The 20,782-nt window shown below is 37.5% G+C and carries 24 protein-coding genes; 12 read left to right on the top strand and 12 right to left on the bottom strand.

Annotation, left to right across the window (positions count from 1 at the left end; translation table 11 throughout):
- Positions 1 to 29: 29 nt before the first annotated feature.
- The gene (serS, locus tag ASF92_RS03710) at positions 30 to 1,301 is read right to left on the bottom strand and encodes a serine--tRNA ligase (RefSeq protein ID WP_056087943.1); all 1,272 of its coding nucleotides are present in this window, start codon (positions 1,299 to 1,301) and stop codon (positions 30 to 32) included.
- Between the two features lie 100 nt (positions 1,302 to 1,401).
- On the opposite strand from serS, the gene rsmI reads away from it, so the two are divergent.
- The 7 genes from rsmI (at position 1,402) to ASF92_RS03675 (ending at position 6,406) form a co-directional block, all read left to right on the top strand.
- On the top strand, positions 1,402 to 2,130 hold the full coding sequence (rsmI, locus tag ASF92_RS03705; RefSeq protein ID WP_056087938.1) for a 16S rRNA (cytidine(1402)-2'-O)-methyltransferase: 729 nt from the start codon (positions 1,402 to 1,404) through the stop codon (positions 2,128 to 2,130).
- 36 nt (positions 2,131 to 2,166) lie between these two features.
- Positions 2,167 to 2,817: a PH domain-containing protein gene (locus ASF92_RS03700; RefSeq protein WP_056087936.1), complete on the top strand. Its 651-nt coding sequence runs from the start codon at positions 2,167 to 2,169 to the stop codon at positions 2,815 to 2,817.
- A gap of 137 nt (positions 2,818 to 2,954) precedes the next feature.
- Positions 2,955 to 3,248, top strand: coding sequence for a GIY-YIG nuclease family protein (locus tag ASF92_RS03695; RefSeq protein WP_231729733.1), 294 nt, complete (start codon positions 2,955 to 2,957; stop codon positions 3,246 to 3,248).
- Positions 3,249 to 3,277: 29 nt separating this feature from the next.
- Positions 3,278 to 4,900 (top strand): apolipoprotein N-acyltransferase, encoded by a 1,623-nt coding sequence (gene lnt, locus ASF92_RS03690; protein WP_056087933.1) that lies wholly within the window; start codon positions 3,278 to 3,280, stop codon positions 4,898 to 4,900.
- Positions 4,901 to 4,904: 4 nt separating this feature from the next.
- Positions 4,905 to 5,366: a DinB family protein gene (locus ASF92_RS03685; protein WP_056087929.1), complete on the top strand. Its 462-nt coding sequence runs from the start codon at positions 4,905 to 4,907 to the stop codon at positions 5,364 to 5,366.
- Between the two features lie 5 nt (positions 5,367 to 5,371).
- Positions 5,372 to 5,893: a signal peptidase II gene (gene lspA, locus ASF92_RS03680; RefSeq protein ID WP_056087926.1), complete on the top strand. Its 522-nt coding sequence runs from the start codon at positions 5,372 to 5,374 to the stop codon at positions 5,891 to 5,893.
- A 96-nt stretch (positions 5,894 to 5,989) separates the two neighbouring features.
- Positions 5,990 to 6,406, top strand: coding sequence for an OsmC family protein (locus ASF92_RS03675; protein WP_056087923.1), 417 nt, complete (start codon positions 5,990 to 5,992; stop codon positions 6,404 to 6,406).
- A 63-nt stretch (positions 6,407 to 6,469) separates the two neighbouring features.
- On the opposite strand, the gene ASF92_RS03670 is transcribed toward ASF92_RS03675, so the two are convergent.
- The 3 genes from ASF92_RS03670 to ASF92_RS03660 form a co-directional block, all read right to left on the bottom strand.
- A complete protein-coding gene (locus ASF92_RS03670; RefSeq protein ID WP_056087920.1) occupies positions 6,470 to 7,159 on the bottom strand; it encodes a response regulator transcription factor in 690 nt (229 codons plus the stop codon).
- 76 nt (positions 7,160 to 7,235) lie between these two features.
- On the bottom strand, positions 7,236 to 8,876 hold the full coding sequence (locus ASF92_RS03665; RefSeq protein WP_056087917.1) for an NAD+ synthase: 1,641 nt from the start codon (positions 8,874 to 8,876) through the stop codon (positions 7,236 to 7,238).
- Positions 8,877 to 8,947: 71 nt separating this feature from the next.
- Positions 8,948 to 9,622 carry a porin family protein gene (locus ASF92_RS03660; protein ID WP_056087914.1) on the bottom strand — a complete coding sequence of 225 codons (675 nt, stop codon included), beginning with the start codon at positions 9,620 to 9,622 and terminating at the stop codon, positions 8,948 to 8,950.
- A 27-nt stretch (positions 9,623 to 9,649) separates the two neighbouring features.
- On the opposite strand from ASF92_RS03660, the gene gldB reads away from it, so the two are divergent.
- Together gldB and ASF92_RS03650 are read left to right on the top strand one after the other, a co-directional pair.
- On the top strand, positions 9,650 to 10,684 hold the full coding sequence (gene gldB / locus ASF92_RS03655) for a gliding motility lipoprotein GldB (protein ID WP_056087910.1): 1,035 nt from the start codon (positions 9,650 to 9,652) through the stop codon (positions 10,682 to 10,684).
- 77 nt (positions 10,685 to 10,761) lie between these two features.
- Entirely contained in the window at positions 10,762 to 11,565 is an 804-nt protein-coding gene (locus tag ASF92_RS03650; protein WP_056087907.1) for a patatin-like phospholipase family protein, read from the top strand.
- Between the two features lie 52 nt (positions 11,566 to 11,617).
- Here the strand turns inward: ASF92_RS03650 and ASF92_RS03645 are convergent, their stop codons facing one another.
- The 4 genes from ASF92_RS03645 to ASF92_RS03630 form a co-directional block, all read right to left on the bottom strand.
- On the bottom strand, positions 11,618 to 12,343 hold the full coding sequence (locus ASF92_RS03645; protein ID WP_056087905.1) for a 2-phosphosulfolactate phosphatase: 726 nt from the start codon (positions 12,341 to 12,343) through the stop codon (positions 11,618 to 11,620).
- 86 nt (positions 12,344 to 12,429) lie between these two features.
- Entirely contained in the window at positions 12,430 to 13,509 is a 1,080-nt protein-coding gene (gene gcvT / locus ASF92_RS03640) for a glycine cleavage system aminomethyltransferase GcvT (protein WP_056087902.1), read from the bottom strand.
- A gap of 136 nt (positions 13,510 to 13,645) precedes the next feature.
- Positions 13,646 to 14,848, bottom strand: a complete 1,203-nt coding sequence (locus tag ASF92_RS03635) for a glycosyltransferase family 4 protein (protein WP_056087899.1) — start codon at positions 14,846 to 14,848, stop codon at positions 13,646 to 13,648.
- A 21-nt stretch (positions 14,849 to 14,869) separates the two neighbouring features.
- Complete coding sequence (locus ASF92_RS03630) at positions 14,870 to 15,478, bottom strand: ribonuclease HII (RefSeq protein WP_056087896.1); 609 nt, start codon at positions 15,476 to 15,478, stop codon at positions 14,870 to 14,872.
- Positions 15,479 to 15,602: 124 nt separating this feature from the next.
- Here ASF92_RS03630 and ASF92_RS20750 point away from each other — a divergent pair, with 124 nt between their 5' ends.
- On the top strand, positions 15,603 to 15,761 hold the full coding sequence (locus tag ASF92_RS20750) for a TfoX/Sxy family protein (RefSeq protein ID WP_082489438.1): 159 nt from the start codon (positions 15,603 to 15,605) through the stop codon (positions 15,759 to 15,761).
- Positions 15,762 to 15,778: 17 nt separating this feature from the next.
- Positions 15,779 to 15,904, top strand: a complete 126-nt coding sequence (locus ASF92_RS21490; protein WP_255353098.1) for a hypothetical protein — start codon at positions 15,779 to 15,781, stop codon at positions 15,902 to 15,904.
- 4 nt (positions 15,905 to 15,908) lie between these two features.
- Here ASF92_RS21490 and ASF92_RS03625 read toward each other — a convergent pair whose 3' ends face one another.
- From ASF92_RS03625 to ASF92_RS03615, 3 genes are read right to left on the bottom strand one after another with little or no spacing between them, the layout of a single operon-like run.
- Positions 15,909 to 17,048 (bottom strand): ABC transporter permease, encoded by a 1,140-nt coding sequence (locus tag ASF92_RS03625; RefSeq protein ID WP_056087894.1) that lies wholly within the window; start codon positions 17,046 to 17,048, stop codon positions 15,909 to 15,911.
- Positions 17,048 to 18,184, bottom strand: coding sequence for a glycosyltransferase (locus tag ASF92_RS03620; RefSeq protein ID WP_056087891.1), 1,137 nt, complete (start codon positions 18,182 to 18,184; stop codon positions 17,048 to 17,050). The genes ASF92_RS03625 and ASF92_RS03620 overlap by 1 nt, the downstream gene beginning before the upstream one ends.
- Entirely contained in the window at positions 18,162 to 19,139 is a 978-nt protein-coding gene (locus tag ASF92_RS03615) for a lysylphosphatidylglycerol synthase domain-containing protein (protein ID WP_056087887.1), read from the bottom strand. Before ASF92_RS03615 ends, ASF92_RS03620 begins: the two co-directional genes overlap by 23 nt.
- 39 nt (positions 19,140 to 19,178) lie before the next feature.
- Here ASF92_RS03615 and ruvC point away from each other — a divergent pair, with 39 nt between their 5' ends.
- Positions 19,179 to 19,766 (top strand): crossover junction endodeoxyribonuclease RuvC, encoded by a 588-nt coding sequence (gene ruvC, locus ASF92_RS03610; RefSeq protein ID WP_056089142.1) that lies wholly within the window; start codon positions 19,179 to 19,181, stop codon positions 19,764 to 19,766.
- Positions 19,767 to 19,875: 109 nt separating this feature from the next.
- Here ruvC and ASF92_RS03605 read toward each other — a convergent pair whose 3' ends face one another.
- Positions 19,876 to 20,769, bottom strand: a complete 894-nt coding sequence (locus tag ASF92_RS03605) for a DUF4349 domain-containing protein (RefSeq protein ID WP_056087884.1) — start codon at positions 20,767 to 20,769, stop codon at positions 19,876 to 19,878.
- Positions 20,770 to 20,782 lie beyond the last annotated feature (13 nt).

Here is a 20,782-nt window from a genome sequence, read left to right as displayed (position 1 = left end):
ATTCATTGAAACTTCGCTAGTTTCCCTGATTAATCAATTATATCAAATCCTGTATATTTCACTAAGGCTTCTGGAATTTTAATTCCATTTTCGGTTTGGTAGTTTTCTAAAATGGATGCAACGATACGTGGCAAAGCTAAAGCACTGCCATTCAATGAATGGGCCAGTTGCGCTTTACCCTCTTTGCCTTTAAAACGAAGCTTTAAGCGGTTGGCCTGGTACGTTTCGAAGTTGGAAACGGAGGAGACCTCTAACCATCGTTGTTGCGCTGCACTCCAAACTTCCATATCATAGGTCATAGCAGAAGTAAAGCCCATATCACCGCCACATAAGCGTAAAACACGGTAATGCAATCCTAATTCCTGCAATAAAGATTGAACGTATTGGCTCATTTCTTCTAACGTTTCGTAAGATTTATCAGGGTGGGTAATCTGTACTACTTCTACTTTATCGAATTGATGTAAGCGATTTAAACCACGAACGTGTGCACCATAAGAACCAGCTTCTCTACGAAAACATGGAGTGTAAGCCGTATTTTTAATTGGCAAATCTTCTTCTTTTATAATTACGTCGCGGTATAAGTTAGTAACCGGAACTTCTGCTGTAGGAATCAAATACAAATCATCAACAGTTGAATGATACATTTGTCCTTCTTTATCGGGTAACTGCCCGGTACCAAAACCCGAAGCTGCATTAACTAAATGCGGCACCTGCATTTCTTTGTAACCAGCAGCAGTTGCGTGGTCTAGAAAGAAATTGATTAAAGCCCGCTGTAATCTTGCGCCTTTACCTTTATAAACAGGGAAGCCTGCGCCTGTGATTTTAACACCCAATTCGAAATCGATAATATCATATTTAGCAGCTAATTCCCAATGCGGTAAAGCTTTAGTTGGCAAATCTGCAGGCGATCCATGTAGATAAACAACTTCATTTTCTTCAGCAGTTGAACCTTTTGGAACTAAATCGTAAGGTAAATTAGGCAACTGAACAACTGCATTAAATTGAGCTGTTTCCAACTCAGTTAGCTTTTCTGTTAGCGCTTTAATGTTTTCTTTATGAGAAGTGGTTTGGGCTTTGATAGCTTCTGCTTCATCCTTTTTTCCGGCACGCATTAAATCGCCAATCTGTTTGGCGGCTGCATTTGCTTCAGCGGAAATATTATCCAGGGAAGTTTGAGTGGAACGACGCTCTTCATCAATTTTAATGATTTCATCTACCAACTCAGGTTGTTTAAAGTTACGCACACTCAAACGTTCTAAAACTTTCTCTCTATTTTCGCGGATATAGTTAACTTGCAGCATTATTTAATTTTTTCACAAAGATAGAAAGAGTTTTCAGTTTTTAGTTTGCAGTTTTCAATCATGCAATATCTCGATACCTGATACTTAATACTTGATGCTAATGGACGGCAAACTATTTCTCGTACCCACACCAATAGGCAATCTGGAAGATATGACTTTTAGGGCCATCCGGATTTTGAAAGAATGCGATTTAATTCTGGCTGAAGATACCCGCACAAGCGCCCCAATGCTAAAACATTTCGGTATTGATAAAAAGGTTTTCTCTCATCACCAGCACAACGAACATAAGGCAACATCCGAAATCGTTAAGTTTTTAAATGAAGGACAAAAAATTGCTTTAATTTCCGATGCAGGAACACCGGCGATTTCCGACCCCGGATTTTTTCTGGTTCGCGAAGCGATAAAAAATGATATTGCTGTAGAATGTTTACCGGGTGCAACAGCATTTGTTCCGGCTTTGGTAAATTCAGGCTTACCCGCCGATGCTTTTTGCTTCGAAGGGTTTCTACCGGTTAAAAAAGGCAGGCAAACAAAGTTTAAAAAGCTCGCCGAAGAAGACCGTACCATTATACTTTATGAGAGTCCACACCGTTTATTAAAAACTTTAGATGAGTTTTCTCAATATTTAGGCGCCGACAGACAGGCATCAGTAAGTCGTGAATTAACCAAGATGTTTGAGGAGACTGTCCGCGGAACTTTGGTAGAAATAAAATCACACTTTGAGAACAATACTTTAAAAGGAGAATTTGTAATTTGCATTGCAGGGAAAGAGCCGAGCAAGGATAAAAGAGTAATGAACAAAGAAAAATATAAAAGCCCTGAAGATTAAAACCAATAAACTAACAACGACCAATTTAATAACATTATGATTAGCATAGATAGATTTTTAAGTGACGAGCAGGACCCTAAAGCGGTTGAAAAAGTTATTGGAAAATTAAACGACCTTTTAACGTCAGGCGAGGAAATTTTATATCTGGGTGTTCAAAAAAAACCAGCGGTAAACTTATTACCCGATAGTATTGCGATCACGAATAAACGCATTTTTTACTGTGAACCCGGCAACCTGGGTTTAACGATGAATTTTAAAGATATTTCGTGGAAAAGCGTTAAAGAAGTTTCTTTTAAAGAAGAGTTTTTTGGCTCAAAGTTTATCTGTGTTCCGCAGCATGGGGAAAATATTGTAACTGAGTTTATTCCTAAAGTGCAAGCAAGGAAATTACATCAGGCAGCAAACCAACAGTTAGAGGCATATAAAGAATTACTGCATCAGCAAAAACTGGAGGAAAACCGTGCTATGGCATCAACAATTAGTCCTGCACCTCAATCTTTTGTCGATTTTGCTCCTGCGCAAGTTTCTATATCAGAACCTGAACCTATTCAAATTGCGGAGGTGGTAGAAGAGCCGGAAGATGAAACAACTTTGAAGTTGCGTAAATTAAAAACTTTGTATGATAAGCATTTGATTACGCAGGAAGAGTACGAAGCTAAAAAAGCCGCTATTTTAGATAGTTTTTAACATTCTAGTAATCGTCACCCTGACTTGTAGCGCAGCGGAAAGCTACGCGGTAAATTTGTTTCAGCGTCTTAATTGATAATTTTAAGTTACATGGAAATAGGTGGCTGTGTTTATATTTAAGAAATTTTAAACACACGGTGCTTTATATTGGCGTAACTTCAGAATTATATTTTAGAATAAGAGAGCCTAAGCAAAAATATTATCCAAATTCTTTTTTTGCCAAATACAATTGTAACCTGTTAGTTTTTTTCGAACAATTTAGTTCTATCGAAGAAGTAATTATAAAAGAAAAACAATTCAAAAACTGGAAAAGAAATTGGAAAATTAACCTGATAAATGAAATAATCCTAATTGGGATGATTTATTTTCTGCTTTGGACGAATCATAAACGTGTAAAGACAGCAATTAATATAGAAATAAATTCAGCATGACGACCAATGTTCCAAAAGAAAGTTTTCTAATGAGCAAAAAACAAACCTACTTACTCGCTTTAATAAGCGCATTTCTTCTTTGGCTTGCCTGGCCGCCAATGCCATTTACAACGCCTTTGTTGTTGATCGCGTTGGTTCCTTTGTTTATCGCTCTGGAAAGCATTTCAAACAGCGGAATAAAAAAGACAGGTAAAAGGATATTCCTAACGGCGGGTTTAACATTTCTAATCTGGAATACCGCATCAACCTACTGGATTTACAATGCGATAAGTGCTTACAACACTGGATTTACAGGTCTAGTAATATCTTTTTTTGTTTCTCTGATTCCGTACGGTTTAGGTGCGTTATTAATGACATTTGCTTTTTGGCTATTTTACCGCCTGGGAAAATATACGAGTAAGAGAATCGCTTATTTAGGTCTGGTATCATTTTACATTGCTTTAGAATATTTGCAGCAAACCTGGGATTTAGCTTTTCCCTGGATGACTTTAGGAAACGGGCTGGCTGGAATGCACCAGTTAGCACAATGGTATGATTACACCGGTGTATATGGAGGCTCACTTTGGATTTTAGTCAGCAATATTCTGGCATTTGAAGCTTATAAAAAATTTAATTTTCAAACAGGATATCTGAAATTCAGGTCTGCAGGAATATGGGCTGTGCTTGTTATCATTCCAGTTGGCATATCTCTAACAAAATATTTTAATGCTGAACAAAAGGGCACACCCAGCAATGTTGTAGTAGTTCAGCCAAATATCGACCCCTATCAAAAGCTTGAAATCATTCCTGCTGCAGAGCAAATAAAAATTTTAAGTCACTTATCAGATTCCATCGGACAAAAAAATACAGAATATTTTATCTGGCCGGAAACTGCAATTCCCAATTACGCTGACGAAGATAGAATCCGCAGCAATCCTGATTTTATAACATTACAGGGTTTTCTAAGCAAATATAAAAACGGAACATTAATTACAGGGATAGAATCGATTAAATGGTATGCTGATAAACGGACATTATCTGCAAAATCTAAAGATGGAATGTTCATCGATAATTTTAATTCAGCAATGCAGGTTGAAAATTCTGCAAATGTCCAATTTTACCATAAATCCAAACTTGTTCCAGGAGTCGAAAAAATGCCTTTCCCTAAAGTATTTTCTTTTATGGGTAGTGTATTTTCTGAACTTGGAGGCAGTGTTGGCGGCTGGGGCTGGCAAGATAAACCAAGTGTTTTGTATGCACAAAGTGGTATCGGTGCTGCACCTGTTGTATGCTACGAAAGCTTGTGGGGTGATTGGATTGGTCAGCAGGTTAAAGATGGCGCTCAGTTTATTGCGATTATAACGAACGATGGCTGGTGGGGCAATACTTCAGGCAAATCTCAGCATGAAATGTATGCAAAACTAAGGGCAATTGAAACACATCGCGATGTTGCGCGTTCTGCAAATACAGGAATTTCTTGCTTTATAAATCAACGCGGAGATGTTACGCAAAGCACAAAATGGTGGACCAGAACTGCAATTAAAGCGGACATCAATCTGAATGATGAGGTAACTTTCTATGTAAAGAGCGGCGATTTGATTGCAAAATTCTTATGTGCAGTGGCTGTTATCCTGGCATTAATTATTCCTTATAGAAAATGGGTAAAAAAGTAAGTATATGCTACATCACCAATACAATCTTGTCTTATCTTCCAGAGCAATCATTTTAGATTACATAGAAAACATATCAGAAGAAGATTTTCTTTCTGAAAACAGCACTTTTGGCCGTGGTTCAATTCGAAATTTACTTGTTCACATTGGTGACACTTATGCATCGTGGATTGCTGAGCGGGCATTGAAAAAGGAAATTATTTATAAACCTTTCGATGACTATAGCACTTTGGCCGATTGTCTTTTGTATTTTAATGTCATCAACGGATATGTTAGAGATTTTTTGGACACCTATGAAAGCGACTATTTAACAGACCTGGAAATCATTAGGAATGGAACGACAGTTAGCTTAAGCCCTTTGAAATTATTTACACATGTAATTACGCACGAGTTTCATCACAAAGGTCAGATGATGTCGCTAAGCAGGCATTTGGGTTATATACCTGTTGATGCCGATATTATCCACTAAATATTATGAAACTAAAACATTCTACAAAACTGATTCTTTTAACACTATTGTTGCTTTTAAATGTTGGCTGCGACCAGGTTTCAAAACATATAATCCGTAATAAAATCAGCGAATACGAATACCTCACTATCATCAAAGATAGATTTACACTAACAAAGGTCGAAAACACGGGAGCCTTTCTGAGTTTAGGCGACCAGATGCCTTATATTTTCCGGTTAATTATTCTATCGGGATTACCTGTTTTATTCCTAAGTTATGGCATATACTTCCTTTTCAGTAAACGAAATCTTCAAACGAGTGTACAAATTGCATTATGTTTTTTGATAGGTGGTGGAATTGGAAACCTGTATGATAGAATTGTTCATGGTTCAGTAACTGATTTTATGCATATGAATTTCTACTTTTTTGAAACCGGCATCTTCAATTTTGCAGATATTTCAATAATGATTGGTGTTGGAATCTTACTTATTCAATCTATAAAAGCCAAGACAAATCAGCCGGTAAAAGCAGTACACGAATCAGAATAATTATTCGAACCCTTAACATTATAATTGCTTTTTATAAACAACATATAATTATATTTACCTGTATAGAATTCAAAACAATCAAAAAAATATAATCCAATGAAAAGAAATGCAACAGCCGTATGGGAAGGATCCGGCAAAGAAGGAAAAGGTAATTTGACTACCCAAAGTACAACTTTAAATAATACGCAATATTCATTTGGTTCTCGCTTTGCAGAAGGTGTAGGAACCAATCCCGAAGAATTAATTGCGGCAGCACATTCGGGCTGCTTCACTATGAAATTATCATTTAATATTGATGAAGCAGGTTTCACTGCCGAAAAATTGGAAACAAAATGTGAGATAAACCTCGACCCTTCAAAAGGAGAGATTGTTGAATCGCATTTAACCTTAACCGCTACAGTTCCTGGCTTGTCAAAAGAAAAATTTGATGAATTAGTAGCAGATGCAGAAAAAAACTGTCCTATTTCTAAATTGTTGAATACAAAAATAACGGTTGATGCTACTTTAGCATAATCATGTTTGTAAATACGAGCTTGTTGTTTCTCGACAGGCTCATATTTACATCCTCTTAATTTTTCAGATTAAATCAAAAGCCCTTGCATACTGGGAAATTTCAAAATGCGATTTCGCATGTAGTTTATTTCTGATATTTCTTCTATGCGTATCTACGGTGGTGGTTGCTATATATAATTTGTCCGCTATTTCTATTGAACTTCTCCCCAAAGCGATTTCCCTCAAAATTGTTTTTTCCCTTTTGCTAAGCTTAGAAAAACTGGCATAGTTGTTCCTTAAAAAATCATTTTCTTTTAAAAGTCGTTCTGCTTTGGCGGCCATGTGGTGCATGGCGTCGATTGGGATAGAAATGGTAAGTGATAAAACAGGTTCTCCAGAATGATTCCGCATAAAAATTTTTGTACTGGATAAATGCCATACCCAGTTGTCTACATCCGGAAATTTTAATTGCTGATAATAGCTTAATGTATCTTCCCTGTTATTGGTATGCATAAAAGCAGCAATTTTTTGAACATAATCCTTAGCGTCTTTTTCATTAAAATACCTGCTGTAGTAGTCGGTATTTGTCATGGAACAAACTTCTTCCAGTGATAGGCCTAATTGCTTCAGGCCTCTTTCATTCATATAAACCACCGTCCAGTTTACGGTTTCATGAATAATTACGACGCCAGGAATTTGGTTGAAAGTATTTACGTGACCACTTATTAAGCTGTGTACGTCAGCAATTATTTTGGATTTGCAAATTGTTATCATGAGAGCGATAAGTCTTATTGACAACTAAGTTACTTAAAATTAAGTATATATAAATAATTTTAATCCATTTAATGGTCTAAATCAAATATTTACCAACAATTGGCATGCGTCTTCCCATACCAAAAGCCTTCGGCGAAACCCGCAAAATTGGTGGTGTTTGATACCGCTTAAATTCAGCAATATTGACCATTTTTAATATTCTTTTCACTAATGCTTCATCAAAACCTTTAGCGATTAAAGCAGTCGTTCCTTGTTTTAATTCAATATGTTCGTATAAAATTTTATCCAGGATATCATAGTCTGGCAGAGAGTCGGAGTCTTTTTGATCGGGTCTTAATTCGGCGGATGGTGGTTTAACAATCGTATTAACCGGAATGACCGCTCTTTCTTTGTTAATATACTTTGCCAGCTGAAAAACCTGCGTTTTGTAAACATCGCCAATAACACCGATTGCACCGCACATATCACCATACAAAGTTCCATAGCCAACAGCGCATTCACTTTTATTTGATGTATTTAACAGGATATATCCAAACTTATTGCTCATTGCCATCACAACTGTACCGCGTATCCTGGCTTGAATGTTTTCTTCTGTCAGGTTGAATGGTAATCCTTTAAAAGCAGGCGAAAGCATGCCATCAAAGGCTTCAGTAGCATCTTTAATAGGGATAATTTCATGCATACAACCAAGGTTATCTGCCAAGTCTAGAGCATCCTGTACAGAATGGTCTGAAGAAAATTTCGATGGCATTAAAACGGCCATAACGTTTTCGGAACCAAGGGCCCTGCAAGCTAATGCACATACCACTGCCGAATCTATCCCACCAGATAAACCTAAAACGGCTTTGCTGAAACCCGATTTCCGGAAATAATCCTGAATACCGAGTATCAAAGCATCATGGATTTGTTCAATATCGCTTAGCCGCTCCGGCTGAGGATATTTATTACGTACGTTTACTACTTCCGTTAAATCAAAGAGCTGTAAATCTTCTTCGAAATATTTCATTTCCGCCTTCATGCCACCATCAGCATCAAAAACCAGACTGCCGCCATCGAAAATTATTTCCGTTTGTGCACCAACTTGGTTCACATAAAATACTGGTAAATTGTATTTCCTTGCATTATCCGAAAGCACTTTTATGCGTTCATCATCATGTGTATAAGAAAAAGGTGACGCCGCAATGTTTATCATAACATCAGGCTGCTCTTTTATCAATTCATCCATCGGGTTTGAAACATACAAAGGATTATCGTTGATGTTCCAAAGATCTTCGCAAATGGTTAAAGCAATTTTTTTCCCTCTGAAATCGATGCAACTAAAAGTAGTCGCAGGTTCGAAATACCGGTATTCATCAAATACGTCGTAGGTAGGCAGCAAAGCCTTTTTAACAACCGCTTTAACCGTTCCACTTTCAATGAAATAAGCCGCATTGAACAAGTCTTTTCCTTGTAAAATATCATTTCTGACAGGCAGACCTACGATGCACGCTATATCACTGCAGTATTTGGCAATTTCCTGGGCAGCACTTTCACAGAGTGAGATAAACTCATCAAACTCTAAAAAATCGCGGGGTGGATAACCGCAGATTGCAAGTTCTGCAAAAACAACCAAGTCAGCTCCTTTTGCTTTTGCCAACTGAATGCTGTTAATTATTTTTTCTGTGTTGGCTTCAAAATTACCAATGTGATAGTTGAGTTGCGCTAGTGCTATTTTCATTTTTGTAGTATGAATAGTTAGTATCAGGTATTAAGTATCGGGTATTGAGTAGCAACTATCGAGTAGCAAGATTAGAAGAATAAACCGAAATTGAGGGCCAGATAATGATTTTTTGTATCCCTGGAAGAATCTTTTACAATATTGGTAAAGCCGTTATTGAATGTTATCCCCGCCAGGATACTTGTATTACCTGAAATATCAAACTCGCCTCCGCCCCCAATGATCAATCCGGCGCGGTAAAATTTTGTCCAATCTGAAATGTTTTGATTGTTACCTATTTGTGAACCATTTCTGACTGCATTTTGTTTTGCACTAATATTAAATGCATTAGATAAGCCGAACTGTCCATACCAGCGTCTACCAGCATTTTTTAGTGTTTTAAGTTTGACGGTTAGCGGCAATTCGATGTACTGCAATTTATATTTTAAATCATATGCAACAGGCGTATCTGAACCATATATGGAATTGTAAGGCATAACATTTACCTCTGTACTCTTACCGTTAATTGTGGTAATGGTGAGCGCAGTGGAGAAGCTATAGTTGGGAGCGAAATTGAAATCACCCATCAATCCATAAGAGAAGCCCAAGCCAACACCTTCCGTTTTACCCTGTTCCGGTTTAATCCAGCCAATTGTTGGCGTTGCCGTTAAACCCAATCTGAAACCATAGCCCGGGCCGCTAAAATTCTGAGCCCAGATGTTGATGCTGAAAAAGGAAAAAATTAAGATTATTGGTATTCTTTTCATAGTGATGTCTTTATATCTTTGTTATACATGATGTATAACGTAAAACACAAGCAAATTTATCTATTTTTTCTATTTGCATTTACATTTATTTCTTGCAGGCAAAACAAGAGGCCTGATGTAAGTGATGTAAAGGTTGATATAAAGATTGAAAGGTTTGATAATGACCTTCTGGCAGGTAAGAGAAAAAGTATTGAGCTAACCAATGATTTACTTTCTGAAAAATACGGTTTCTTTTACGATGATTACGTTCATAAAATGGTTGGAACGCCTGCATATAGCAATGTTGAAATCATCAACACGCTTTATAAAGATCCGGCTTATAACGATTTAATGAAAGAGGTAGATAGCATTTACCCAAATCTAAAACCGCAGGAAGAAGGCTTAACGGAAACATTCAAATACATTAAATACTATTACCCAAAGGTGATAGTTCCCCGCTTTATAACTTTTGTTTCCGGATTTTCTTATCCAACACCAATTGGGGAAGGTTATTTAGGCATTGGTTTAGATACCTTTTTAGGTAAAGACAGTAAGTTTTACCGTGGCATTATTGAGAGTGTTCCGCTGTATATGTCTCGCAGGTTCACGCCTGAAAACATTGTACCAAGGGTTGCCGAAACTTTTGCTCATGAGGAACTTTTTCCTGAGCCCGATGTAAACCGGACTTTATTATCAAAAATGATTTTTCAGGGTAAAATTCTTTATTTCCTTGACCAGGTCTTGCCTGAAACAGTTGGTGACTCTACTAAAATTGGATATACTTCAGATCAGCTTGGCTGGGTACAAAATTTCGAAGCGGATATCTGGGCATACTTTTTGGAAAACAACACACTTTATCAAACGGATTATCAGAAAATTCAGGTCTATTTATCAGATGGGCCTTTTACACCAGGTTTGGGAGAAAACAGAGAATCGGCACCAAAATTGGGGGTATGGACAGGCTGGCAAATTGTTAGAAAGTATATGAAAGAAAACCCCAATGTCACGCTACAGCAATTGATGGTTGATAATGATGCGCAAAAGATTCTGAATAAATCGAAATATAAACCTAAACCAAAGTAGCCTTCAATTGCCAGCTACAGGTATGAGTAGAAAAAAGTACTTAAACAATTCAGCAATAAACCAGTTAATCTTTATACATGAAAGTTGGCATCGTTTTATCAGGGGGAGGAATAAGGGGCATCGCACATCTGGGTATACTTAAGGCATTTAGCAATTTGGGCATTACTTTTAGTCATATCAGTGGGACCAGTGCAGGTGCTATTGCCGGAGCTTTTTTTGCCGCAGGCATCGACCCTGAAGAAGGGTTGAACATTTTCCTTAGAACTAAACTCTGGCGTTTTATTCGCCCGGCAGTTGGCTCCTTAGGCTTGATTAATATTGAAAATACTTCCCAAATACTTAGAGAATACTTCCCGGAGAACTCCATTGAGAAACTTAAAATCCCACTAAGCATAGCTGCAGTAAATTTTAGTGAGGGCAAATTAGTATATTTCACAAAAGGCCCCTTAATCAGAGCCATTCATGCGTCGAGTTGTATTCCTGGAATTTTTAAACCGATTATGATTGACGGGCAAATGTATGTTGACGGTGGCATTTTAAATAACTTCCCGGTAGAACCCTTAATGGAAACATGCGATTTTATTATTGGTTCCTCTTGTAATCATTTAAAACCGGTCGATAAAATAACAGGAATTACAAATTTGCTCGGTCGTGCCGGACTAATGTCTATAAATCACGATATGGAACGCAAAGCAAAATTTTGCAATGTAGTAATTGAACCAAAAGGTTTAGGGGCCATCAGTACCTTCGATATGAAACGTGCAGAAGATATATATTGGCTGGCGCACGAAGAGGCGCTAATCACGATAAAAAACAACCCAACCATTTCAGAACTGATAAATACCAGTCCCCCGAACAACGGCTTGCCTGCAAAGAGTTAATCTATTGAAGGTCTTTTTTAACGGGTCGTTTCCTATTAATGAAAAAAACCGCTTATAGCAGGCTGTTTGCGAGTGCCACTAATCGTTCTCCTTCTAAAACCGGAATCGCTTTACACACATTTAACTGCAAACAGAAAACAACATCTTCTTCTATATTAAGCTGCGCTAAACGATGACTATGCGATGATTTATACAGGTATTTTCTTAAGTCATCTTTAGCCAACAAGTATAAATCTTCCGCAGCCACGCTCGAATCGTCAAAATGCTCGAAATTTTTGCGAAGCTTATTTACAACTGCACCTGCAAATAAAGTATCTTCTAAATTAAACTGATCTTTCCAGCCTGCGCACAGCAGCAAAACATTCTTATTCTGAGATGCCAGGTAATGGCACAGCGAATCAAGATTTAAAAAAGCACCAATAATAACCTGATGTGCTCTTTTATTTGCTAAATGCAATGCTTTAGTTCCATTGGTGGTTGTTAATACAATGGTTTTACCTTTAACTTTTTCTTTTGTGTACGAGAAGGGCGAATTGCCAAAATCATAACCTTCAACAACTTCACCGTTACGCTCTGCTGCCAATAAATAACCTTTATCGCCAAAAGTTAAGCAATCTTCTACATTAGCTACGGGAATAATAGCTTCCGCACCATTTTCAATTCCATAAGTTATGGAAGAAGTTGCCCTTAATATATCAATGACAACGACAATACTTTGTTCAATATCGTATAGGTCAATCAGTGCTGGTGTTAAGCAGACTTCAATTTTTTTTGGCATGTTCTAAGTATCGGGTATTAAGTATCAGGTATCAAGAAAAATTTATTTACAAATGCGTCTTGATGCTTGATACTCGCTACTTTAATCTATTTATAAAAAGGAAACTTAACTACTTTGGCTTTAATTGGCGTATTGCGGATATTGATAAAAATCTCAGAGCCTTCTTTGGCAAAATCTTTAGCTACATAGCCCATGCCGATTGCTTTTTGTAATGACGGTGCCTGAGTTCCTGATGTTACTTTACCAATAATATTCCCATCGGCATCGGCAATTTCATAATCATGGCGAGGAATGCCTCTGTCAATCATTTCGAAACCGACTAATCTTTTTTGTATACCAGCCTCTTTTTGAGCTAGTAAATTTTCCGAATTTGTAAAAGCTTTTGAGAATTTAGTAATCCAGCCTAAACCGGCCTCTATTGGTGAAGTCGAGTCGTCGATATCATTTCCATACAAACAGAAGCCCATTTCTAAACGCAAAGTATCACGGGCCCCTAAACCAATCGGTTTAATGTGATAAGCTTTGCCTGCTTCAAAAATGGCGTCCCAGATTTTATCAGCATGCTCATTATCGAAATAAATTTCAAAACCACCTGCACCAGTATAACCCGTTGCAGAAATTACAACATTATCAATCCCGGCAAAAGTTCCTTTAACGAAAGTATAATATTCCATTGACGCCAGATCTACTTCAGTTAAACTCTGTAAAGCATCAGCGGCTTTAGGGCCCTGAATGGCTAACAAGGAAGTTTTATCTGAAATGTTATGCATTTCGACATCTTTGTTGTTGAATTGCTGAATCCAGTTCCAGTCTTTCTCGATATTCGATGCATTTACAACCAGCATATAGCTTTTTTCATCAATACGATAAACCAAAAGGTCATCTACAATTCCGCCATCTTTATTTGGCAGACATGAATACTGAACTTTTCCATCATAAAGTTTTGAGGCATCATTGCTGGTAACGCGTTGAATTAAATCTAAAGCATTTTCGCCCTTTAAGATGAATTCGCCCATATGGCTCACATCAAAAACACCAACTCCATTACGAACAGTTGCATGTTCTGCATTTATACCTTCGTAAGTTACAGGCATATTGTAACCTGCAAATGGAACCATTTTAGCGCCTAAAGCGACGTGTTTTTCTGTTAAAGCGGTATTTTTCATTCTTTAATATTCTTGGGGGCAAAACTACTAAGAAAAAGGGAATGTTTTGGGGTTAAATTTTAAAGCGTTTTGTAAGAATTTATAAAGAAAAAGGAATTAATCTGAAAGATTCTACCCCATTATTCGCAATGTATATTTAAGCAATAACCAGTTCGTTGTAAATAGCAAGCATCTTCGAAGAAATCAGATTAACGCCATGGTCGTTTTCCACGGTTTTGCGGGCATTCTCCCCTATTTCCATCCAGCGTTTAGGGTTAATTATACATTGAAGAATAGAACGGTAAAATTCATCGGCTGAATCGGCTATCAAAATATCATAACCATGCCTGCAATTAATACCTTCAGCTGCGGTAGTTGTTGCGATGATGCATTTTTTCATGGCCATTCCCTCAATAATTTTCACACGCATACCCGTGCCGGAAATTAATGGAACAATCATAATCGCTTTAGAATTCATAAACTCTACAGCATCAAAAACCTCACCTTCAACGATAAGATTATCAGAATCATATTCGAAGAAATGCTTCTGCATGTTTTTGCCGGCGATGTAAAAACGAAGGTCTTTATTCAACTTTTCAATATCGGGCCATATGTCATCAAGAAACCACTCCAAACCCTCCTGATTTGGCCGCCAGTCCATCGCACCTAAATGAAATAAGGTTGGGAAACTGGTTTTACTTTTATCAACCTGATATTTCGTTAAGTCTATGGCAACCGGAAAAACGCTCATCGGAATTTCGCAACCGAATTTGATTATGCTTTGCCTGTCGGGTTCGCTAATGGCAAAAATGTGATGAAAACGATTGATTTGTTCAGTTTCATAAGCCTTTAGCCTCTGGGCCAGAAAGGCTAAATATTTTCTCCTGATGAGGAAACTTTCTGAATATGAGCGGCGTTCCCACATCGTAAACTCGATATTGTGTGCCCTGTAAATTAGCTTGGCATTGCTATTTGCTTTAACAACATCGAGATAAGGCACTACGAAAAGTCCTTCAAACTGGATGACATCGAAGGTATTTTCACGTAAAAGATTTTCGAGTTGCCTTGCGGCTTCTTCCGTAAAATACCTTGAGACGTTGTAAGACTCGTTTGTGAAAATATTGAAAAATGCCGACCACATATTGACCTCAGTATCAATATCATGCGTATGGGTTTTGACTTGTTCAAAAACGGGATCTGAAATTTCCTCTAAATCGAGGCGGGCATTTGCGGGGTTCAGGCTAAACAAAGTGATGTCTGCACCAAGTTGCAGCAGGCCTTTCATGGTATTGTAAACCACAATTGGATAACCACTATTTGGCGGAAAGGGAATCCGCTTGGTAATTAACAGAATTTTCACAATGTTGTGAAAATACGAAATTTACATAGCTTTTGAAAACAAATCCAGTTGTGGATCGCTCACATTAAACGTTTTCCGGTGAAAGGGCGATAAGCCGATTTCGATTACTGCTTTACGATGCGCAATGGTTGGATAGCCTTTATTCTGCTGCCAGTTATAATGCGGGTAATCGATGTGAAGGTTCGTCATATATTCATCTCGGTGCGTTTTCGCAAGTATGGAAGCCGCTGCAATGTTTAAATACTTTCCATCGCCTTTTACAATGCAACTATGTGGAATTTGCGGATAAGCTTTAAACCGGTTACCATCAATAACTAAATATTGCGGTGGTGTGTGGAGTTTTTCAATAGCCCTATGCATCGCCAGAAATGATGCATTAAGAATATTTATTTTATCGATTTCGTCATGGTCGCAGGATGCAACAGCCCAGGCCAAAGCCTCCTTCTCAATTACCGGACGCAGTAAATCTCTCTGCTCGTGAGACAATTGCTTGGAATCATTTAAACCTTCAAGGCAAAAACCTTTAGGCAATATCACGGCAGCTGCAAAAACTGGCCCCGCAAGACAACCCCTTCCAGCTTCATCACAACCGGCCTCTAAAAATTCTTCCTGATAACAACTCAATAACATCGCTACAAATTTAAATATTAACGGCTAAATTTTGTCAAACGGATATGAATTGAGCAAATTAGTTTTAAACAATTAACTTATGCCTTATGATAAAGCTCTTGCCAACTGAATTACAAAAAAATTAATGGACTTACCTGATGTTGAAGAGAAAGTGATGTTCAGTGGATTAGTTTTTATGGTTAACCGCAAAATGTGCATCGGCGTTATGAAAGATAAAATCATGCTAAGAGTTAATCCTGAAAGCCTGAATTCTTTATTGGATAAAGACGGTTGGAACACATGACGATGGGTGGCAAACAAATGAACGGCTATATTTTAGGTTCTGACGATGTGATTAATCAGGATAAAAAGCTAGATTACTGGCTAAATTTATCTTTCGAGTTTAACCCTTTGGCTAAAGCTTCAAAAAAGAAAGCTAAAAAATAATTAATTAAACAGTAATGTTTTGTCCTTTCACATCAAATGCATCGCGCAACCCGATAGCCAAAACGTTAAACGCATAAACTGTAAGCATAATTGCCAATCCAGGTAAAACAGCAAGATAAGCAGCATCCATAATAATATAGCCAAAATGTTCTTTTATCATACTTCCCCAACTTGGCATGGGTGGTTGTGCACCAAAACCCAAAAAGCTTAAACCCGTTTCTAATAAAATTGCCGAAGCAAAATTTGCAGATGCCACGACTAAAATCGGCCCGGCAATGTTAGGTAAAATATGCTTGATTATTGTTCTTGAAGTGCTGTAGCCTAACGCGCTCGCTGCCTCAACAAATTCCACTTCTTTAAGTGCCATAACCTGTCCGCGAACCAACCTGGCTACATCTACCCAGGTTGACAATCCGACCGCAATAAAGATTTGCCAGAAACCTTTTCCCAGCGCAAAGGAGATTGCAATAACCAATAATAAAGAGGGTAGCGACCAAACTACATTCATAAACCAGCTGATTGCCGCATCTGTTTTACCTCCAAAATAACCCGCAATGGCGCCTAAACTTACACCGATAATAAGTGATATGAGAACAGCCATTAAACCAACAGAAAGCGAAACGCGGATACCCAAAATTAACCGGCTTAATAAATCGCGTCCGTAAATGTCTGTCCCAAGCAGAAAGGTTTTTGTATAAATGTTATTCTTTTTGAAAAGCGCTTCTGGTGTTCCTATTTTTGAAGGCAATACACAACTCGGACATAAATCTCTTAAGTTAAATTTAGCTTCTGAGGCCTTTTCTTCTCCAATAAACTCGGTTGCGAAAACGGTATCTTTCACAATTCTGTACGATGTTATCGGAACACTTTTGAAATTAGGTTTCTGACCGTTAATCATTCTCTCGAAAAATCCCTCTTTTTCTATACGGTCATAATGTTCAATGATCATAAAAGTAAATTTTGTTCCGGGCTTTTCTTTAGCGATCTGTACTTTCTGATTATTCGCATTTGGAGAATCGTCGGGCATGATCAAATAGCCCAAAATGCCCATCAACATTAACAAAAGAATAAAAACCAGGCCGCTAAGCGCAAGTTTGTTACGCCTGAATTTTAACCAAACTTTTTTCGATGGGCTATTATCCATTACCTAACCATCCTGCCTTTCCAATCGTATTTTCCGCTATTTCCGGCGATGCCGATATAGATAATATAAAGAATATGCAAAACATTTAAAACTGGGATTAAAATCATGAGGCTTCTTCTTTTTGCAAAACCTGTAATGTTCCATAAAAATAAGCTTTCTAAAATCATTTTAAATGATAATTGGTAAAATGTAATTATCAGGAAACCAGGCAAAAATAATCCCGCAATAAAATTCGCGAGGATGCTTAGATTAAACACCCAAACAAATACACCAAGCACAATAATCGCCTTATTTTTATAACGAGTACTTTTTGATGCCCAACGTTTCCTTTGTTGGATAAAAGAAGCCAGATTTTCTTTTGCATGGGTATAAACAATCGCCTCTCTGTTTTTTAGAAATCCAATTTTGTCAGGATATTTCGCAGCAATTTTGTGTAGTAGTAACTCATCATCACCCGAAGCAAGATCATCAATGCCTTGAAAACCGCCAACTTCGTAAAAAGTCTTCTTTTCGTAGGCAAGGTTTGCACCATTGCAGGTGGATGGCGAATTATTGCCAATAGTCGATGCACCCAAACCTATCAGGTATAAAAATTCTAAAGATTGTAACCGTTCGAATAAATTTTTCTCCTGAAAATAGGCTACTGGCGAAGAGATCATTTTATAGTCTTTCGCTTCATACAACTCTACAACGGTAGCTAACCAGTTTTCACCCATGCGACAGTCGGCATCGGTGGTAATTATTAAATCTCCTGAACAGGTTCCGATAGCAGTTTGTATGGCCTTTTTCTTATAGGAATTCAGCGCACGGTCCTCTTTTAGCTTAATAAGTTTTACATTATCATCAGCATAATTTAAAACGATTTCAGCTGTTCCATCTGTTGAGTGGTCGTCGATAATTATGATTTCTGTTAAATCCTTGGGGTATTTTTGAGCAATTAAGTCATTAAGTGTTTTACCGATATTTAATTCCTCATCCCGGGCAGCAACGATAATGGAAACTTTAGTATTGGGTAGTGATTTTTGAGGAATAAAATAAATTAGTTTATGCCATCCTCTGATAAAGCTGAGGACTAAAAAACCATAAACGACAGTTAAAGCAGCAGATATAAAGCTAATAAATTTTAGGAGTTCCAAAAAAGTTGAGTTTAAAAACGAAATATGTGCCTAATATAGCAGGAATAATAATATTTATAAGCCAAATACTTGCTGTACATGCGATAACTGCAACATCATGTCCTGTAATGTATCCGAAAAAATAGGATGCTGTTACACTTCTGATGCCAACATCGAACAAATCTAAAGATGGCAGAGTTGACTGAACAAAGAACAAAATGCTTATCATCATAATAATATCCGCATATTGCAAGCCCGGTATCAGCCAGATAAAAAGAATAAAATATTGAGAACTAAAAACAAAATACCGAGCCAGGCAAAACAGGAGAATTTTAAACAATTCTGCCTTTCTGTAACGGCCTAAAATGCTGTAAAACTTTTTATATTTTCTTGTGAATTTAAAAGACAGCAAAATTCCGTTAAGCCATTGAATATTGAAATAAAAGACAATAAAAAATATACAGAACACAACAACCAGAATCTGAATAGCAAAAAACAGGCGGTAATCCAAATCGATGAATCGATAAATGAAGGCACTCAATGCAATAGCGCCAAAAATATTTGTTAAAACAAGCTGACCAATATTTCCAACAGCCATTGCAACCACGCCGATAACTCTCCTTTTTGGCGACAAAAAGAACACCCGCCCGCCATATTCGCCTAAGCGGTTTGGCGTAAAAATGGCAAGTGTTAAGCCGCAGAAAACAGATTCAATTGCACGGTAAAAGCTTATACTTTCAATGCGCCTCATTAAATGTTTCCACTTGGCAGCCTCTAAAAACCAGTTTACAAACATCAACAGAAACACCAAACCTATTACGCTTACAATTTCTGTTGTAGGCAAATCTGTTAAAAGCGATTCGAAATTTTGTAGGTTTTTATTGGCAACAATTTTATGATAGATAAACCAAAAAGCAAATACAACGATTACCGCTTTAATAATTAACGAAAATATTTTTTTGTTGCCCGCCGTCAAGTTGTCTTTCTTTTTGCAAATATGCTTAATATTGCTGTAATGTTGAACGAAAAAAAGGAACGGGTAATTATGGGTATCGACCCGGGTACTGCGGTGATGGGTTATGGCGTAATTCTAGAGAAAGGGAATAAAACTGAGTTAATCAGTTTAGGGGTTGTGAAAATGACGCATCTTGATGATCCTTTTTTGAAGCTTCAGCGCATATTTGAGAAGACAGTTGTTCTTATCGATCAATATAAACCCGACGTTTTAGCTATCGAGGCGCCATTTTATGGCAAAAACATTCAGGTGCTTTTAAAATTAGGCAGGGCACAGGGAATTGCAATTGCTGCTGCACTTTCGAGAAACATTTCAGTAACGGAGTATTCGCCACGCAAGATAAAACAATCCATCACAGGCAATGGAAACGCAACTAAAGAGCAGGTGGCTGCCATGTTGCAGCGCTTGCTAAACTTTAAAGAAACGCCTGAATTTTTAGATGCAACAGATGGGTTGGCCGTAGCCGTTTGCCATTCTTTTCAGAAAATAACTACCGGTGGAAAATCAAAAACCTATTCGGGCTGGGAATCTTTTGTGAGTGATAATAAAACGAAGGTTAAGGGATTGGCGGTGAAAGTTAAGAAGTAATTTTTTTCGCTTGGCTAAGCGCCAGAGTAATGGTCAATAAGCCACAGATTCTCAGCTTAAAATGAAGTCTGAGAATCTGTGGCCAAAATTAGCGGCTGATAAATATTAATTATTTATGAGTTGAATCCATAAAATTTTTGGTCGCTAATTCCATCGCTACTTTATTTTTTCTCACGAAATATCTAATGGTAATGAACATGACAATTCCAACAAGAACCAGCATCCAAAGGTTCGCAAGAGCAAGAATTATCTCCACAAAGATTGTCCAACCGTTTGCAATACTAAGCCAGAATCTATCTGCGAAGGCAGGTCGGTAATCATACAAATCATCATTGCCGACAATCATTGTTTTTACGGTATTATCCTGATAAAAATTTAAAGTTATGGTGCTGTATTTAACCCTCGCATCAATGCTCCTATTATCAAGTTCGCGGTCTACATAATCGTCTTTCAAGGCTAGCGATGTTTCGATATTAGCCGTTCTCTTACTTGGGATGCTACCAATTTGATTTGATGCTTCTACCCGATTCCGTGCCTTCATTCTGTTGGACAGGTAAGCAAGGCTTTGATCGTCCATTTTCATCGACTGACTATCTACAAACACGGCCATATTCGCAATGGTGTTTGTAAACTCATCAAGTTTTTCTGAAGGAACTTTCGCCACTAAATATCCATCAGTCCGGTAAGATGTAATTTCTTTAAGTGAATCGGCAGATTGTTTAATTTTATCTGTTTGGAGAATGGAACTTTGAATAGAAAACTCGGCAACACTTCCACCTTGCGATTTTATGGTTTTACTTAACTGTTCCTTAGTATTTTGAACGTTCTTTACGCGAAAACGCATGTCCGCAGTTTTTATGATTTTTGCTGTGGCTGTATCTGATAATGATGGCATGACCATTTCTTTAGCTTCAGCTACATCAGCACTTTCATTATTCGTTTTGGCATTCTGGCAGCCAAATAATCCTAAAACTATGGCTATAGCAATAATATTCCTTTTCATGATTTTGTGGTTC

Source organism: Pedobacter sp. Leaf176, from assembly GCF_001424305.1.
GTDB lineage: Bacteria > Bacteroidota > Bacteroidia > Sphingobacteriales > Sphingobacteriaceae > Pedobacter.
Note: the sequence above shows the minus strand (reverse complement) of the source record. Positions and strands in the feature narration are given on the sequence as shown.